This window comes from Flagellimonas flava (assembly GCF_900129665.1).
In the GTDB taxonomy this organism is placed as follows: domain Bacteria; phylum Bacteroidota; class Bacteroidia; order Flavobacteriales; family Flavobacteriaceae; genus Flagellimonas; species Flagellimonas flava.
The window spans coordinates 42,452-60,345 of the sequence record NZ_FQWL01000011.1; the positions used below are offsets into that span (position 1 = coordinate 42,452).

The 17,894-nt window shown below is 42.2% G+C and carries 11 protein-coding genes and 1 pseudogene; 11 read left to right on the plus strand and 1 reads right to left on the minus strand.

Going from position 1 to position 17,894, the window contains the following annotated elements:
* Positions 1 to 19: 19 nt before the first annotated feature.
* The gene (locus BUC10_RS17485; protein WP_245812854.1) at positions 20 to 2,629 is read right to left on the minus strand and encodes a putative LPS assembly protein LptD; all 2,610 of its coding nucleotides are present in this window, start codon (positions 2,627 to 2,629) and stop codon (positions 20 to 22) included.
* Positions 2,630 to 2,843: 214 nt separating this feature from the next.
* Here BUC10_RS17485 and BUC10_RS17490 point away from each other — a divergent pair, with 214 nt between their 5' ends.
* The 11 genes and pseudogenes from BUC10_RS17490 to BUC10_RS17540 form a co-directional block, all read left to right on the plus strand.
* Positions 2,844 to 4,043, plus strand: a complete 1,200-nt coding sequence (locus BUC10_RS17490) for an N-acetylmuramoyl-L-alanine amidase family protein (RefSeq protein WP_073182100.1) — start codon at positions 2,844 to 2,846, stop codon at positions 4,041 to 4,043.
* Positions 4,044 to 4,110: 67 nt separating this feature from the next.
* Complete coding sequence (locus tag BUC10_RS17495; RefSeq protein WP_073182102.1) at positions 4,111 to 5,076, plus strand: MlaD family protein; 966 nt, start codon at positions 4,111 to 4,113, stop codon at positions 5,074 to 5,076.
* A gap of 3 nt (positions 5,077 to 5,079) precedes the next feature.
* Positions 5,080 to 6,402, plus strand: coding sequence for a 4Fe-4S dicluster domain-containing protein (locus BUC10_RS17500; RefSeq protein ID WP_073182104.1), 1,323 nt, complete (start codon positions 5,080 to 5,082; stop codon positions 6,400 to 6,402).
* Positions 6,403 to 6,412: 10 nt separating this feature from the next.
* Positions 6,413 to 7,198 carry a (Fe-S)-binding protein gene (locus BUC10_RS17505; protein ID WP_073182107.1) on the plus strand — a complete coding sequence of 262 codons (786 nt, stop codon included), beginning with the start codon at positions 6,413 to 6,415 and terminating at the stop codon, positions 7,196 to 7,198.
* A gap of 1 nt (position 7,199) precedes the next feature.
* Positions 7,200 to 7,682 (plus strand): ABC transporter ATPase, encoded by a 483-nt coding sequence (locus BUC10_RS17510; RefSeq protein WP_073182109.1) that lies wholly within the window; start codon positions 7,200 to 7,202, stop codon positions 7,680 to 7,682.
* A gap of 92 nt (positions 7,683 to 7,774) precedes the next feature.
* Complete coding sequence (locus tag BUC10_RS17515) at positions 7,775 to 10,687, plus strand: glycoside hydrolase family 3 N-terminal domain-containing protein (RefSeq protein ID WP_073182111.1); 2,913 nt, start codon at positions 7,775 to 7,777, stop codon at positions 10,685 to 10,687.
* Positions 10,688 to 10,716: 29 nt separating this feature from the next.
* On the plus strand, positions 10,717 to 11,859 hold the full coding sequence (gene bshA / locus BUC10_RS17520; protein WP_073182112.1) for an N-acetyl-alpha-D-glucosaminyl L-malate synthase BshA: 1,143 nt from the start codon (positions 10,717 to 10,719) through the stop codon (positions 11,857 to 11,859).
* A 3-nt stretch (positions 11,860 to 11,862) separates the two neighbouring features.
* Positions 11,863 to 12,321, plus strand: coding sequence for a hypothetical protein (locus tag BUC10_RS17525; RefSeq protein WP_073182114.1), 459 nt, complete (start codon positions 11,863 to 11,865; stop codon positions 12,319 to 12,321).
* Positions 12,322 to 12,439: 118 nt separating this feature from the next.
* Positions 12,440 to 13,621, plus strand: a complete 1,182-nt coding sequence (locus tag BUC10_RS17530; protein ID WP_084732701.1) for an OmpA family protein — start codon at positions 12,440 to 12,442, stop codon at positions 13,619 to 13,621.
* Between the two features lie 62 nt (positions 13,622 to 13,683).
* Positions 13,684 to 16,425 (plus strand): Ig-like domain-containing protein, encoded by a 2,742-nt coding sequence (locus tag BUC10_RS17535; RefSeq protein WP_073182116.1) that lies wholly within the window; start codon positions 13,684 to 13,686, stop codon positions 16,423 to 16,425.
* 54 nt (positions 16,426 to 16,479) lie between these two features.
* Positions 16,480 to 17,894 (plus strand): annotated as a pseudogene (locus BUC10_RS17540) (hypothetical protein); the annotation flags it as partial.

Genomic DNA, 17,894 nt, shown 5'->3' on the forward strand with positions numbered 1-17,894 from the left:
GGAAGTAATTTATTTGAAATTATCGTCTGCTTACGAAAGGTTGACTCCTATTTTCCCATTTAAGGTCTTTAAGAATCGAGGCTTTTATCCCTATAAAGAAATACCATCGTTCAAACCGGCCAAAGGGGGTCCAGTCAAAACTAAGACGGAAACTATTAAGGTCGCGCTTAAAAGCAAACCGTGTATCGGCAAAGCCCTTATTTTTTATATCATAACCAGAATTGAATCCCACTTCCCATTTTGGGGACAGTTTTATGTTGCCGGAAAACATCAGTGAATGGTTGGTGATCTCACTTTGCCGATTACTGTTGTTATAGGTAGCAACATAGGTTATTCGTGCATCCCAGGGCATTTCATTTTTGTATAGGGGATTGTCTACATCATCCGTATCCGAATCGTCCTCCTGGAAAAAGGGTTGCCCATCCCGTGCGCCTTGGAGCTCAAAGGGGTTATTGCCGTAACCCGGATCCTGATCTTGGTCATCTTGATCGGATTTACCGCCGCCCTTTTTGAACATATCACTTTTGAGGGAGAATCCCGTGTTCAATCGCGCCGAAGTTAATCGGAACAAACCACCTCCATTGTTAATGTTGAACGTATTGATTCTTCTCCCATTGTTGTCAATGGCATAAGGGTCAAAGGTGGCGGAAAAGTTAATGGGCACGTTCTTGATGATTTCCGTAGCCCCCGTCATATTTATGGGACTTAGCTTTAGGGAATCTGCTTCAAAGTTATAATTGGCCGAAAAGGTGAGATTACTCAGTATACTAACTTTTCTGGGTTCCGTGGCGGTTGAATCCTTATCTCGCACTTTGGCCTCAAGGGAATTTTGTAGGGAAAAACTTAAGGAATTCCCCTTACTCAATGAGGGTCTTCCATAAATACTGGTTTCGAAAGGGGTATACTGGACCTCTTCGTTATCTCCGTCCAAATAGGTGTCATAAAACTGTTCGAACGATGGCGCATAGCTATATCCGATGGATGGTCGCATTACATGGCGGATTGCTTGGATTTTTTTGTCTTCACCAAAGTTGAAGGTACCGTACACCGTAGTTCCAATGGAAGCACCCATATTGTACCGATTAAATCGGTCAAAGCCAGGTATCGTATCTGTGACAACGGCTTGCTCATCCGTATCAAATCTGCGACGAATTGTTTCCAAGGTCCAGACATCTTCATAACTACCATTAAGACTGACACTTAAATATTTAGCAACTTTAAAGTTGGTTCCGATGGGAATTCGATGTCGCGCTCCAACCCTTGCGTTTTCAAACATTTCCGAGGTAAAGAAATCCTCTTCTGTAGTGGTAATGCTGTTTTGGGCATTCACATCATACTGAAAGTTCACGTTTTGTACGATTCCCTTTTTTATCCCATCCCTTTTGGCGAACGGAAATATACGTTCCATACTGGCCTGAAAGGTTGGCAAGGACATATTGATGGCCTGTGTACGGGAGTTTTGGGAATGTGTCAGGGTCAAACTCGTATTTACGGATGGATAGGCCGGAAATGTCTTGGAGTAGCTGATAGACGAGGCGAAGGTATTAGTTTGTGTTTGGGAACGGTTTACTTGGTTTAGGGAATTGGTAAAGAACTGGCTACTACCCAGGTTGACCGAAGCGGAAAAACGCGAGTAGGGACTAGCTTTGGGGTCCTGGGTATGTTGTATACGGATGTTATAGTTGCTGGTTCTACTAAAGTCATCAAATCCCTTCTGGCTTTGAATAATATTTTCATAGCTAAAGTTGATGTTTCCTCGAAATTTATAGCGTTTCGCATAAATGGAATTCCCTCTAAAACCATAGCTTCCGTTCGTATAAAAATCCCCTGTAAGCTGTAGGTCGACATATTCACTAATTGGTAGGTAGTATCCACCATTTTGCAAGAAGTAGCCGCGTTGTGGATCATTCCCGAAGGTCGGGAAAATAAGTCCGGCCGTGCGCCCACTGCTTAGCGGAAAGTATGCAAAGGGGAGCGCAATGGGAGTGGGTACATCAACAATATAAATATTGCTTAGGCCAGCAATGATTTTCTTCTTGGGCACAAACTTGGCCTTCCGGATACGGATATAATAGTCAGGGTCAACTGTATCCTTGGAAGTTGTTAATTTTCCTTCACTAAGGAAATATACAGAATCGTTTTCCTTCTTTGTGACCTCGGCATAAACCTTCATGGCGTCACTACCAATTTGCCCAAGACCGGCCTGTTGCTCGGTCCGTGAATTCCAGATGAGTGCCTTTTGGGTATCAAAGTTAAACCGGATGGAATCTGGCCGTACCTCGTTGGTGCCCTGCTTAAAATAAGGCAATTGTGAATAGGTCCCGGTGGAATCCTTGAGCCTGCCAGCGTAAACCTCGTTTTTTATATAGTCCATGACGATGACGCCGGCCTTAAGTTCAGTATCCTGATAGTAAATCTCGGCCTCATCGTATAAGTAAATTTTATTATCTTTCTGGCTTAACTTCACGTAATCCTTGGCCTTGTATTTTATTTGATCCAATAACAGGGGCTTTTTTCCCGAAAGGGAATCTGTCTCTACCGAATCCACGGAAATGGAATCATTTAGGATATTGGGAGGTAACAAGGGAGCAGTTATACTATCTTGTAACGCCTTTATGGGCAGAGGCATGATTAGATCCTCCTGAGCTCTTAGAATTAGGGTGTTACCAAGAAGAACAAATAGGAAAACTAAAAGATGTTTGTTTGATTGCAACGCGATAAATCCTATTTTTGTGCTAGTTTGGCGCAGTTTTTGGGCTCAAACTTACATATATTTTTTGTTCTGTTGATTGGGGATTACAATATTTTTAACCTTAACGGAATACCATAATTACTCAGTTCTTATGATTAAAAGTCGGTTATCTTTTTTAGCTTTTCTACTCCTCATACCTATATTGACGTCTTCCACCAAAAATGGTACCGAACTGCCTCCAAAAGACAAATTTGTTGTGGTTTTGGATGCCGGACACGGAGGGCACGATCCCGGAAACCTTGGGAATGGATATTTGGAAAAGAATATTGCCCTTGCCATTGTGCTAAAAGCAGGTAAGGAACTTGAAAAACATGCCGACGTAAAAGTGCTGTATACCAGAAAGGACGATAGTTTTGTGGATTTGTACGTTAGAGGGGAGATTGCCAATCAGGCCAATGCAGATTTATTCGTATCCGTTCATTGTGACTCGCACAGCTCAGATGCTTATGGTGCTGGGACATTTGTTTTGGGACTGCATGCCAATCGTCAAAATTTTGAGGTAGCCAAGAAGGAGAACTCTGTAATATATTTGGAGGATAACTATGAGCAACGCTATGCAGAGTACGATATCAATTCTCCAGAATCCGTAATTGGACTTACAATCATGCAGGAAGAGTTTTTGGAACAAAGCATTCAACTGGGTAAAAAACTTCAGGATAACTTCACCAAAAAACTTAGCAGAAAGGATAGAAAGGTGAAACAAGCCGGTTTTATTGTACTTCACCAAACGTTTATGCCCAGTGTTTTAATAGAGGCTGGCTTTTTGACCAATAAGAGTGAGGGCGGTTATCTAAATTCCGCCAAGGGCCAGACAGAAATGGGCAAGGCTATTGCTGATGCAATAATGGCGTATAAGAAGAGTGTTTCCACAGGGTTGCAACCGGATGATGTGCCTGTAGTAATCGAAGATTCATCTGGAGCTGTCCATATGACAACCAAAAAAGAAGATGCCCCAAAACAGGGTACAAGTACCCCCAAGAAAACCGAAGTGGCGAAGACCGCACCTGTCAAGGAAACGAAAACTACAGTACCTAAAAGTGAATTTATATTTAAGGTTCAATTGATGGCCAGTGCTAAGAACATAGCCCTAAAAGGTGCAAACTTTAAGGGGCTGGATGTGCTTTCCAAAGAGCCTTACAAAAATCTCTACCGGTATATGTATGGCAATGCCACCTCTTATGACGATGCCAAGACCCTAAAGTCAAGAGCAGATGCCAAGGGCTATACCACTTCATATATTGTGGCTTACAAAAATGGCACGAGAGTGTCCTTAAAGGAAGCACTCAAATAGGAACTATTTAGGGTAGCGACCTTGTCAAAATTATTCCTAATTTTGTTTGAACCGTAAACCGAACCTTTTGAAGCTATCAAGGGAAATCAAAACTGGAATTATTGTACTTACAGGAATTCTAGCCGTTGTTTTTGGACTCAATTACCTTAAATCATCCTCGTTTTTTGAAGATACTAAAACGCTTTATGCGGTTTACGACCATGTGGGTGGGCTGCAGCCAGGTACCCAGGTTACCATAAACGGACTTGCCGTTGGAAATGTAAACAGTATCCGTTTTAAAGATGGCTCGGGGAAACTTTTGGTCACGTTTTCCATTAATAGCGACTTTGAGTTCTCCAAAAACAGTAGGGCAGAACTTTATGATACAGGTATTATTGGTGGAAAAGGTATCCAGATAAACCCTGTTTTCGATGGAGCGGCCAATGCCCAGTCTGGTGATACCCTTACTACAGATACAAAACCTGGAATCACGGAATTGGTCCAACAAAAATTAACACCACTTCAAATGAAGGTAGAGGGAGCAGTCTCCCATGCAGACACCTTGCTTATGAATGTGAACAAGGTGTTGGATGACCGCACACGACTGGAACTGAGGCAAAGTATTGCTGGCTTGAACGATTTGATAGGTTCATTCAAAGTGAGCGCCGACAAGCTGAACGTACTTTTGGAAAGCAACAAGGAACAATTGGATAATTCCCTTAAAAATGTGGACAAAATAACCACTAATTTTTCCAAACTTTCAGATTCCCTGGCCAATGCCGGGTTAGCCGAAACAGTTACCAATTTTAAGACAGCGGTAGAACGTTTGAACACGGTTTTGGGTAAAATTGAAAAAGGGGAGGGGTCGCTTGGCAAGCTGGCCCATGATGATAAATTATACGACAATCTATCTGCCGCTTCCCGCGAGTTGGACTTGTTGTTACAAGATTTTAGATTGAATCCAAAACGTTATGTCAACGTTTCCGTTTTTGGAAAAAAACAAAAAGATTACGAGCTTCCTGAAAACGACCCTGCAGCTGAAAAGCAAAATTAACTTATGGAATATATACCCAATATCCTATTTGCGCTAGCGCTCATTTTTGGAATTACCTTTTTCACTCGAAATGTAAAAAAGCTTTCCCGAAACATTAAGCTTGGTAAAGATGTTGATGTTTCCGGAAATACTTCCCAAAGATGGAGAAACATGGCTCGAATAGCGTTGGGTCAGAGCAAGATGGTGGTGCGGCCTATTGCAGGTCTAATGCACATTATTGTCTATGTTGGTTTCATCATCATCAACATTGAGGTACTCGAAATCATTATTGATGGACTTTTAGGCACTCATCGCATCTTTGCTCCTTTAGGTACTATTTACAATGTTTTAATCGGTTCTTTTGAAGTTTTGGCCTTACTGGTTATCATTGCCGTTGTCATCTTCTGGATTCGAAGAAATATTATTCGATTGAAACGGTTCATCAAACCCGAAATGGAGGGTTGGCCCAAAATGGATGGCAATATGATTCTCTACATTGAGATGGTGCTGATGTTACTGTTTTTGACCATGAATGCTGCGGATTTTCAATTACAACAGCTGGATGCCCCTCATTATACGAAGGCGGGGGCTTTTCCTGTAAGCCAGTTTATAGCTGTATTGTTCCAAGAAGCCTCAATTTCGAGTTTGATCATATTGGAGCGAAGCGCTTGGTGGATGCATATTTTGGGCATTTTGGCATTTCTAAATTACCTCTATTATTCCAAACATCTTCATATTTTGTTGGCATTTCCCAACACCTTTTATGGCAAACTGAAACCACAGGGGGAATTTAATAATTTAAAAGCCGTTACTGATGAGGTGAAGTTGATGATGGACCCATCTGCGGACCCTTATGCAGCACCTCCAGAAGATGCGCCGGAGCCAGAAAAATTTGGGGCATCCGACGTCATGGACTTAAACTGGGTGCAACTGATGAATGCCTATACCTGTACGGAATGCGGTCGATGTACTTCGGAATGCCCGGCCAATCAAACCGGGAAAAAACTATCACCACGCAAGATTATGATGGATACACGTGATCGTCTTGAAGAAGTGGGAAAAAACATGGATGCCAACAAAGGCGAGTTTGTACCAGATGGCAAGCAGCTATTGGATGATTACATCAGTAGGGAGGAATTGTGGGCCTGTACCACCTGCAACGCATGTGTCCAAGCCTGCCCAGTTAGCATTGACCCACTATCCATTATTGTGGAAATGAGAAGGTTTTTGGTTATGGAACAATCTGCTGCACCGACCGAATTGAACAACATGATGTCCAATATTGAAAACAACGGGGCTCCGTGGCCATACAATCAAATGGACCGCCTGAATTGGGTAAACGAATAAAATTTCGGCAATGAGTGAAGAACTTAGGGTAAAAACAATGGAAGAGCACATAGCTCAGGGCACACAGCCAGAAATATTGTTTTGGGTGGGGTCCGCAGGCAGTTATGATGATAGGGCGAAGAAGATTTCAAGGGCCTTTGTTAAAATATTGAACAAGGCCAATGTTGAATTTGGATTATTGGGACCTGAAGAGAGCTGCACTGGAGATGTCGCCAAACGAGCCGGGAATGAGTTCCTATTCCAGATGCAGGCCATGATGAACATTGAAGTTTTGAATGGTTATGAAGTAAAGCGTATTGTTACATGCGACCCGCATTCCTTCAATACCCTCAAAAACGAATACCCCGGTCTTGGGGGAAACTATGAGGTTATCCATCATACACAATACATCAAAGAGTTAATCGATAATGGACGTCTGTCCTTGGAAGGTCAGGTTTATAAAGAAAAACGAATCACCTTTCACGACCCCTGTTATTTGGGAAGGGCCAATTCGGTTTATGATGCACCACGAGAGGTGCTTAAAAACACCAACGCAACTATTGTGGAAATGAAACGCCACAAAAAATCTGCGCTTTGCTGCGGTGCAGGTGGCGCCCAAATGTTCAAGGAACCGGAGAAAGGCGATATGGATATTAATGTGTTGCGGACGCAAGATGCTTTGGAGACCAACCCCAATATTATTGCTACCGGGTGTCCCTATTGTAATACCATGATGACGGACGGCATCAAAGCCCATGAAAAAGAGGATAGTGTTACCGTTTTGGATGTAGCTGAACTTATCGCAAATTCTATTTAAAATGCTAGTTGATTTTCAATCTCTTCCAGATACCGCTAGAATCTGGATATATCAATCCAACCGAAGTTTTTCGGCTGAAGAGCTTGTAGAGGTAGAACAAGCCTTATCAGGTTTCTTAACCGAATGGACAGCACACGGCAGTGCCTTACATGCAGGTTTTGAGATTAAATACAAACGATTCATCATAATAGGTTTGGACCAGTCCAATGCCAGCGCATCGGGATGCTCTATCGATGCATCGGTACATTTTATCCAAACTTTGGAGCAAAAATATGGCGTTGAACTTCTAGATCGAATGAACGTTTCCTTTAAGCAAGGTGAATTTGTGGCCTATAAATCCCTGAAGGACTTTAAGAAAATGGCCAAGGACAAAGCTATCTCCAAAAATACCACTGTATTTAATAACTTGGTGGCCAATAAATTGGAATACCTTGAGCATTGGGAAATTCCGGCAGGGGAAAGCTGGCATTCACGTTTTTTGTAGAAGATTTCCGTAAATAATCCCAATTTCAGTGCATTCTTCGATGAAATGCAATATTTTTATCAGCAATAAGTTGATGTCCTAGATAGTTTCTTATGCGGATAAACTTTTACTTCCCCCTATTCTTATTGTGCTGTGTTGTCCTCCGAGGTCAGCAAAACCCATTGATAACCAATGATACTATAGCCCAACAGGCATGGGTGAATATTCAATATGATGCCATGTCATTGGATGAACGTATTGGCCAATTGTTCATGGTAAGCGTGGCGTCCAATCAGGCAAAGTCTAGCACCGATAGGATAAAAACCCTAATTGCCCAGCATCAAATTGGTGGGGTTATCTTCTCCAGAGGTGGGCCAGATAGACAGGCTAAACTCACCAACCAATATCAAGCGGTTTCCAAAGTACCACTACTAATTGGTATGGATGCCGAATGGGGATTGGCCATGCGACTGGATTCTACCTACGCCTTTCCATGGAATATGACATTGGGAGCCATTCAGGATAGCGCCACAGTGGAAAAAGTGGGTTTCCAAATTGGCAAACATGCCAAGCGATTGGGCGTGCACATCAATTTTGCCCCAGATATTGACGTCAACAATAATCCCAAAAATCCGATTATAGGAAATCGTTCATTTGGGGAAGATCCGATCAACGTTGCGCAAAAGGGTATAGCGTTCATGAAGGGTTTGGAAAAGGCTGGAATTCTTACCTGCGGAAAACACTTTCCGGGTCACGGGGATACGGCCACCGATTCGCATCACGCTTTACCCGTAATTGAATCCTCTAAACAGCGCTTGGACTCTATAGAATTATATCCTTATAAAAAGCTTATTGAAAGCGGATTGAACTCGGTAATGGTGGCGCATCTTGGAGTACCTAGCTTGGAACTTCGTGAAGGTCTTCCTTCCACACTTTCAGAACAGATTATCTCTGGCGTGCTAAGAGAGGAGTTAGGGTTCCAAGGTTTGGTTTTTACCGATGCCCTGAATATGAAGGCGGTTTCTGAGTTTGCACCAGAAGGTGAAGTTGAACTTCAGGCATTTTTGGCGGGAAATGATGTGCTGTTAATGCCAGAAAATGTGCTGGAGGCCAAGGCCAAATTTGTTGAGGCATATAATGCCGGACGAATCACCGAAGAACGCTTGTCCGCATCGGTAAAAAAAATACTGATGGCCAAATACAAGGTTGGACTGAATACATATAAACCCATTGAACTGGAGAACCTCTATAAAGATTTAAATGGGGTTGAAAATGACGTGGTATATGAAGAAGCCATGGAAGGTGCGATTACGGTCGCAAAAAATAACTTCTCCATCTTGCCCATCAAAAAACTTGAAAATAAGCGCATTGCCTATGTTGGATTTGGGGATGATCCAGGTAGCACATTCCTAAACACCCTAAACCAGTATGCGGATGTGGCATATGTAAAGGCAAAGGATATTGCTAGTTATCGTAAGGAACTTGCCAAATACAATTTGGTTATCATCGGGTTCCATAAAAGCAACAAGAGCCCTTGGAAATCATACAAGTTTTCGGAAAATGAACTTTTTTGGCTGCAGGAAATATCAAGGCTAAGGACCAGTAACACCATTTTAGCACTTTTTGCCAAGCCTTACGCCCTACTGGATGTTGCCAATTTTGATACAATTGATGCCTTGGTGGTGGGATATCAGAATAGTGGAATAGCTCAAGAAAAAGTTGCAGAGGCGATTTTTGGGGCCATTGGGGCAAATGGGAAGTTGCCCGTTTCCGCTTCGGATACCTTTCCGGTTCATACAGGGCTTAAACTAAAACCCTTGCAAAGATTGGGCTATAGTTTTCCGGAACGTGTGGGGCTTAACTCCAGCAAATTGGCAGCCGTGGACAGTTTGGTGCAGGTAGGTTTGGATTCCCTCATGTATCCTGGAGCTCAAGTTTTAATAGCCAAAAAAGGGAAGGTAGTATACAATAAAAGCTTTGGAAAGCCCACATATACAACAGAACAGCAAGTAAGCCAGGAACATATATATGACTTGGCCTCTTTGACCAAGATTCTTTCCACCCTGCCTTTGATCATGAAAATGGAGGAGGAGGGAAAGATAGCATTGAACAATACATTTAAGGAGCTGGTTCCGGAGTATGAGGAATCTGAACTAAAGGACGTAACAGTATTAAAGGCCTTATCGCATTATGGACGTCTCCCGGCATGGATTGCCTTTTACATTAGAACTTTGACCAAGAATAGAAAGCCCTCTCCTGAGTTCTATAGGAACAAACCAACAGCTGGATTTTCGTACAAGGTGGCGGACAATCTTTATCTGACGGACGCTTACAAGGATTCCATTTACAATAGGATAGGGCGACAAGAGCTAAAATCCAACCGTTATCGTTACAGTGATGTGGCCTATTATGTCTTCAAGAAGTATATTGAAGACACCTATGGAGCCTCTTTGGATACATTGATCAATGACTTTTTATATGTCCCCATGGGATTAAAGCATACCAGTTTTAATCCTTTGGAAAAATTTGAAAAGGAGGAAATTGTTCCTACCGAAGAAGACAATTATTATCGCTATCAAACGGTTCAAGGTTACGTGCACGATATGGGTGCGGCCATGCAGGGTGGAGTAGGGGGGCATGCGGGCTTGTTCAGCAATGCCAACGATGTAGCCAAAATTATGCAGATGTATTTGCAAGGCGGAGTCTATGGCGGGGTGAGATTTCTTAATGAACGGACGATTAAAAAATTCAATACTTGTTACTTCTGTCATAAAGATGTGCGCAGGGGGGTGGGCTTTGACAAACCCCAGATTAAGGAAAAAGGTCCTACATGCGGATGTGTTTCCCGAAAAAGCTTTGGACATAGCGGCTTTACAGGTACCTATACTTGGGCTGACCCCGATGAGGAATTAGTGTATGTCTTTTTATCCAATCGTACCTACCCTTCGGCCAGCAATACTCAGCTTGTAAAATCTGGATTGCGAACACGAATCCAGCAGGCGATTTATGATTCCATTATAAATTAAAAAGCAAATATTGCTTTAGATTTGTTTTTATGAAGATAGCTATAGTCTGTTACCCAACTTTTGGTGGAAGTGGCGTCGTGGCCACTGAACTCGGAATAGCCCTGGCAGAACGTGGGCATGAGGTGCATTTTATTACCTACAAACAACCGGTACGTTTAGAACTTTTAGGAAATAATATCCATTTTCATGAGGTTCACGTACCCGAATATCCTTTATTCCATTACCAACCCTATGAGTTGGCCTTATCGAGTAAACTTGTGGATACGGTTAAGTTTTATGGCATAGAACTGCTTCATGTGCATTATGCCATTCCACACGCCTATGCGGGGTATATGGCGAAAAAGATGCTACAGGAAGAAGGTATTTTTATACCAATGATTACTACCCTTCATGGTACGGATATCACTTTGGTTGGAAAACACCCATTTTACAAACCTGCGGTGACGTTTAGCATCAACAAATCTGATGTGGTTACTTCGGTTTCCGAGGATTTGAAGCAAAGCACCTTGAAATTGTTCGATATTGAGAAGGAGATAGAAGTAATCCCCAATTTCATTGATAGGACAAAGTATAGCACCGATTATACAGATTGCCAGCGTTCGCTAATGGCGAACGAAGATGAACGGATCGTGACGCACATCAGTAACTTCAGAAAAGTAAAGCGTATACCGGATGTTATCAATATTTTTTATCGGATCCAAAAGGAAATTCCAGCCAAACTAATGATGGTTGGCGAGGGACCTGAGAAAGAATATGCAGAACAGCAATGTGATGATTTGGGCATTAAGGATAAGGTGGTGTTTTTAGGCAACAGCACTGAAATTGATAGGATTCTTTGTTTTTCAGATTTGTTCCTATTGCCATCCGAATCGGAAAGTTTTGGCTTGGCGGCACTTGAGGCCATGATCAACAGGGTAGCAGTTGTTTCCAGTAATATTGGGGGTATTCCAGAACTAAATAAAGAAGGTATTTCCGGATATTTGGCCAATGTTGGCGACGTAGATGAAATGGCGTCAAAAGCACTGCAGATCCTAAAGAATGATGAAACTCTTTCAAGATTTAAGGAAAATGCCTTTAAAGTGGCTTCCAAGTTTGATATTTTGAATATCTTACCACTCTATGAAGAAGTATATGAAAAGGCATATAAATACCGTTTCAAGAACACCTATTGATTGATGAGAAATGTCATTTTACTTGTCATGGCCTGTATGGCCTCATGTAAAGCCCAAAAAGAGGTGAATACTGAATTCCAGTCGGATTCCAATTTAATTTTGGTGGCCGAAGATGGGTACAGTGGTATTATGGAGTATGAAGCTTCAACAATCAGGGATGCCAAGTCGTTAAACAAGTTTTATTCCCGAATCAATAGAACCAGAAAACCTGGATTGCCTGTTCCTCAAATCGATTTTTCAAAAGAAATGGTAATCGTGGTGTGTATGGGGGAACAGGAAGGGAACATGATACCCATCATAAGAAAATCTTCAGAGGATGAAAACCATATTTCTTATTTGGTTGGCCGTGGAACTAAAACAAAGGCAAATTCAGAAAGCCAAAACGTAACTTCCTATCCATTTTATATTTACAAAGCACCAAGGAGCCCCAAAGAGATCGAGCTTGAAAAGACGAATTGGTAGTTTGTCGATTATTTAAGTAGTTTATCTTATCATCGAAAATAAAGGCACTTAAAAGTGCAAACAGGGTAATTTTGTAAAGTTGCGCTAGATTTGTCTTTTAAAACCTCAAATTCCTCCGATGAAGACCTATAGTTATTTTCTCACAGGTTTGGCCTTTATGTTTTATTCTGCTATTCAAGGTCAGGAACCGCAACTCACTGCAAAAGACAGTATTGTAAAAAGCTCGTGGATGGTCACCGTAGGGACCAACGTTGTTGACGACTCTGGAGACGAGTTTGGAAACTTATTCGACATTGAGGATAGTTGGAACTCAGTTCCGTTTCCTTCTCGAATCAGTATAGGACGTTTTTTTGAAAATGGTCTTGGATTGGAGGCAGTCGCAACCTATAACAAGTACAAAGAAGGGAAGATTATTGATAATGTGGTGAACCCAGAGGATGTGGATTATTTTGGCCTGGACTTTCGGGTAAACTATGATTTAAACGCTATTTTGGGTGAAACTGGTTTTTTTGATCCCTATGTTGGCATAGGTGCTGGGTACACCGATGCAAATAACCAGGGTAGGGGAACCTACAACGCATTTTTTGGTTTTAGAACATGGTTCAGCGATCACTGGGGCTTGGATTTCAGTTCAACAGGAAAATGGACAATGAACACTGACAATTCCTCTAATCATATTCAACATGCGGTAGGCTTGGCATATCGTTTTGATGTAAAAAAAGGACTTTCCAGAAAAGGAGAGGAGAAGAAGGCCATTTTGGAAGAAATGGCACAAGAGCAACAGCGAATCCAGGATTCCATAGCGGCACAGAAAAAAGCCGAGGAAGAGGCTCGGTTATTGGCAGAACGACTACAAAGGGAAAAGGAAGCCGCGGATTTAGCCGCTGCTGAAAGAGCTAAGAAAGAAGCAGAGGATGCTAGAAGAGCAAAACTAATAAGTAAGATTGAAAATTTAGGTAATGTACTCTTCAGTTTAAACTCCTCCTATCTGACCAAAAATGACAAGGATATTTTAGATCAGTTGGTACAGATTATGAATGATAATCCAAGCTTGGTCATAAATATAGAAGGGCATACTGACTCACGGGGAAGTGATAGATATAATCAATGGTTATCGGAGCGAAGAGCGAAGCGGACGGTGGAGTATATACTATCCAAAGGAATTGCCGACGATAGAATTTCGGATAATGGATTTGGTGAAACTAAACTTACCAATGAATGTACTGATGGTGTGAATTGCCCTGAAACAAAGCATGCAAAGAATAGAAGGTCCCAGTTTGTAATCATTAAACTGAAATGATGGTTAATGTAATATAACCTTTATAATGAGCAGGTTAGCCTTAGATAACACTTTAACGCTATATGAAGAAGCAAGTATTTGGTAAAATAGTACCACTACTTTTATTTATTTTTTCATCCTCCCTTTTTGCCCAATATGACAAGGTAGTGGTTGTTGGTGCTTCGATAATGGAGCAGGTGTACGGAAGGGACATAAATACACCAAACCCCACTAGGACAATAGAATGGAAGGCTAATGGTGTTGACGTGGATGTTTATGGATATGGATTTGGAGGATTCGACATAAATGGTATTATCTCCGTTCTTCAAACAGCCATGACCACGCATACCTCGAACACATTGTTTATGGTCCATATTGGGGGAAACAATGTAAGTGATACAAGACCATTTAGCACGGCTACTCCAACAGAACTACAAGGAATAAGTGATGATTATGATGCTTTGATAGCTGCTATAGGACAGACTCGAAAAGATGATGTCATAATCATGCCTATTACATTTCGGACTTATGATATTTCTGAAGATATATTCAATAATGAATCATTGGGGAGTCTACCTTATAACCAAGATATATTAATTCCCAAAATACTTGCCAATACACCTTCGCAAATCAATATTGATGGAAACCCGATAGTCGACTTGTATAATTTCACTAGAACCAATTACCTCTCATATTTTGATATTGGTGCTGTAGATTTTGATGGTGTTCACCCCTCTGTTTTAGGAGAGGATTTACTGTCTGAGTTTATGAGAACAAGGGCGGCATACTTCGTTAATGGTGGAGCTGTTCCAGACCCTTTGACATCAAATATTGCGGTAACAGGAGTTAGTTTATCTCTTAATAACGTAACCTTAACCACGGGTGAAGGTGTTACTTTGAGTGCAACCATAACTCCAAATAACGCAACCAATCAGTCGTTGACATGGTCAAGCGATAATGTATCTGTAGCAACTGTTAATAATGGTATGGTGAGCACTAGTTCTGCTGGATTCGCTACAATTACCGTTACAACAGATGATGGAGGCTATTCCGATACCGCTTTAATCAGTGTTTATGATGATACGGACGGTGACGGTATCAACGATAATCTTGAAGCCACTCCAGCTGAGGTGTTGGACCCTTGCCTTCCTGTCCAATCTGCGGGTTACACTAACTATGTTGTTGCAAACCCTATTTGGGCAAATGCTGACTGCGATGGAGATGGAGTAACCAACGGAGATGAAGATGGCAATGGAACCGACCCTTATTTTGCATCTGGAGATACTGATGGCGATGGCATAAACGATGACAATGAGGTAAATAACGGAACCAATCCAACATTGCCTTGTGACCCGGTTCAAACTGTGGGATATATAGGGTACGATTCGGCAAATCTTATTTGGGCCAATGCTGACTGTGATGGAGATGGAGTGACCAACGGAGACGAAGATGACAATGGAACCGACCCTTATCTTGCTGCGGGAGATACTGACGGTGATGGTATAAATGACGACGGTGAGGTGAACAATGGAACCGATCCCACATTGCCTTGTGACCCAGTTCAAAGCGCGGGATATACCGGATATGACTCTGCAAATGCAACTTGGGCAAGTGCAGATTGTGATGGGGATGGAGTTACTAACGGTGATGAGGATACAAACGGAACAGACCCTTACCTGGTTTCTGGGGATACCGATGGTGATGGTATAGACGATGACAACGAGGTGAACAATGGAACCGATCCCACATTGCCTTGTGATCCTGTTCAAAGCGCGGGATATACCGGATATGACTTTGCAAATGCCACTTGGGCAAGTGCAGATTGTGATGGAGATGGGGCATCTAATGGTGATGAACACAATAATGGAACAGATCCCTATCAAGGAAGCTCATCTGAAGATACGGACAGTGATGGGATTGATAACGCGGATGACAATTGTCCTATTTCATATAATCCGGAACAGGAAGACTTTGATAGAGATGGATTCGGCGATGCCTGTGATGACGATATGGACAATGATGGGGTACCCAACGAGGAAGACCTTTGCGACAATACTATGGCAGGTGCAATTGTGAACGAAGATGGTTGTGAAATTCCACTACAGGCAGACAATTTCCTAATTAAGTTGACAGGCGAATCTTGCGTAGGGGCTGAAAATGGCATCATCGAAATAACGGCCAAGTTATTTTTAGATTATGTGGCACTACTATCTGATTTTCAAGGAAATGAATTAAGCAGTAATGAGTTCCGTGAAAGCTTAGTGCTCGATGAGTTAGCTCCTGGTGAGTATACCTTGTGCATAAGAATCAAAGACAACAATGTCTATGAACAGTGTTATACGTTAAATGTTCAAGGGGTAGAGCCTTTGGGAGTGAGCCTAGGTTCGATATCATTGGAAAACAAAGTCAATTTGGAACTCTCCGGTTCAGATTTGTATAACATAGAACTCAATGGTCGGCTATATACCAGTACTGAAAATCAAATCGAATTGGCCCTCAAAGAAGGGGAGAACAGTATTAAAGTAAGCACTGATCAGGATTGCCAAGGTACTTATGAGAAGACGATACGGCTAGGAATAAAGGGTTTTGTGTATCCCAATCCAATAGGAGGGAATGACTTAAATGTTTACGTGGGACCCGCTGGCTTCGAAAAGGTACAAGTATATGTTTTTGACAGCAACGGGGCGAAGGTTATGGAATTAGCCTCGGAATCCGATGGAAATGGATACATTCAAGTTAATGTATCCTTATTGTCCCAAGGAGTATATTTCTTGACTACCACTACATTAGATGCTTTGACCCATTATAAAATCATTAAAAAATGATTTGGGAAACGATATATTTACTAATCCAAAAAAATTGTTAAAACTAATTACCAGATGACTTATTCGATTTTTAGAAAAAAGGGTGCTGTTCTAACAACCTTGCTACTGTTCCTGCTGGGTGCTAGTTCCTTCGCCCAAACGGCAAATACAGAAGATTTTGATGGAGATGGAGTCCCTAACAGTATTGATTTTGATGACGATAACGACGGTTTACTCGATTCAGAAGAATATGATTGCAATATGGATATTCTAGATATGCCATGGGGATCTCTTACTTGGTTGGGAGGAGACCCAGGTGATGACGTTTCATCTACTTCTACAACAACGGCAAGTGACGGAACAGGAATTACAGCTAGCAACTCTGAAACTGATTTCCCAGAACTTGCAAATCCTTTTTTTGCTACAAATGGTACCTCTTTCAATGGCGTGGATGGGCTGCTTTTACAAGCACCGACTGCTCAATTTCTAGATAGTGTTAACATTTTAAGGTACAGAGTCAGTTTTAATAGGCCCGTAGTAGGACTTTCCTTTCGAATAGTTGATGTTGATTTGAGGGAGGTAGCCGATGGAGACCCTTACATTGGACAAGTTAAGGTGACCATTTCGAATCAAGGTGAAGTACTCACACCTGTGGCTGTCACCGATTATACTTTAGGTTCTGCTGTTACCGATGTGGGTGGTGGCTTCTTTAGAGGTAATTCTTGGGTAAATGGCACCCCAAATATCGGAGATGTTGTTTATAATTTGAGTTACCCAGTAGATGACGTTTTTATCGAGTTTATGAACGTTGATCCAACAACCACAGCACTCACCCCAGGAAATATGGCAATTTTGATTTCGGACATGACATGGGACTGTGCGTATCGTAATTTCGATGCCGATACCCTGGCGGATCATTTTGATACTGACAGTGATGGGGATACATGTCCTGATGCGCTTGAAGGGGATGGTGGATTCACTTTGACGGATTTAGATGGCGACAATAGTCTTGGGGATATTGTGAATTTGGCAAATGGTATTCCAATAGTTGCGGGTGCTGGTCAATCTAATGTAAGCAGTACCAACGCATCGATAACTTCTGGCGAGTGTGATGATGATGGTGATGGGGTTGCTAATTCGACAGATGGCGCAAATGCACTGGACCCCTGTCTTCCCGTTCAGCCTGCGGGCTATACCGGTTACGATGCCTCAAATGCGATCTGGGCTGCCGGGGACTGTGACGGCGATACGATATTGAACGGAGCTGAGGATACTAACGGCACCGATCCTTACAATACCGATACGGATGGTGATGGGACAGCGGACAACCTAGAGGCGAGCACTGCAGAAGCGCTTGATCCATGTTTACCGGTTCAGGCAGCGGGCTATACAGGCTACGACGCCACAAATGCGATATGGGCCGCCGGGGACTGTGACGGTGATACCATATTGAACGGAGCTGAGGACACTAACGGTACCGACCCCTATAA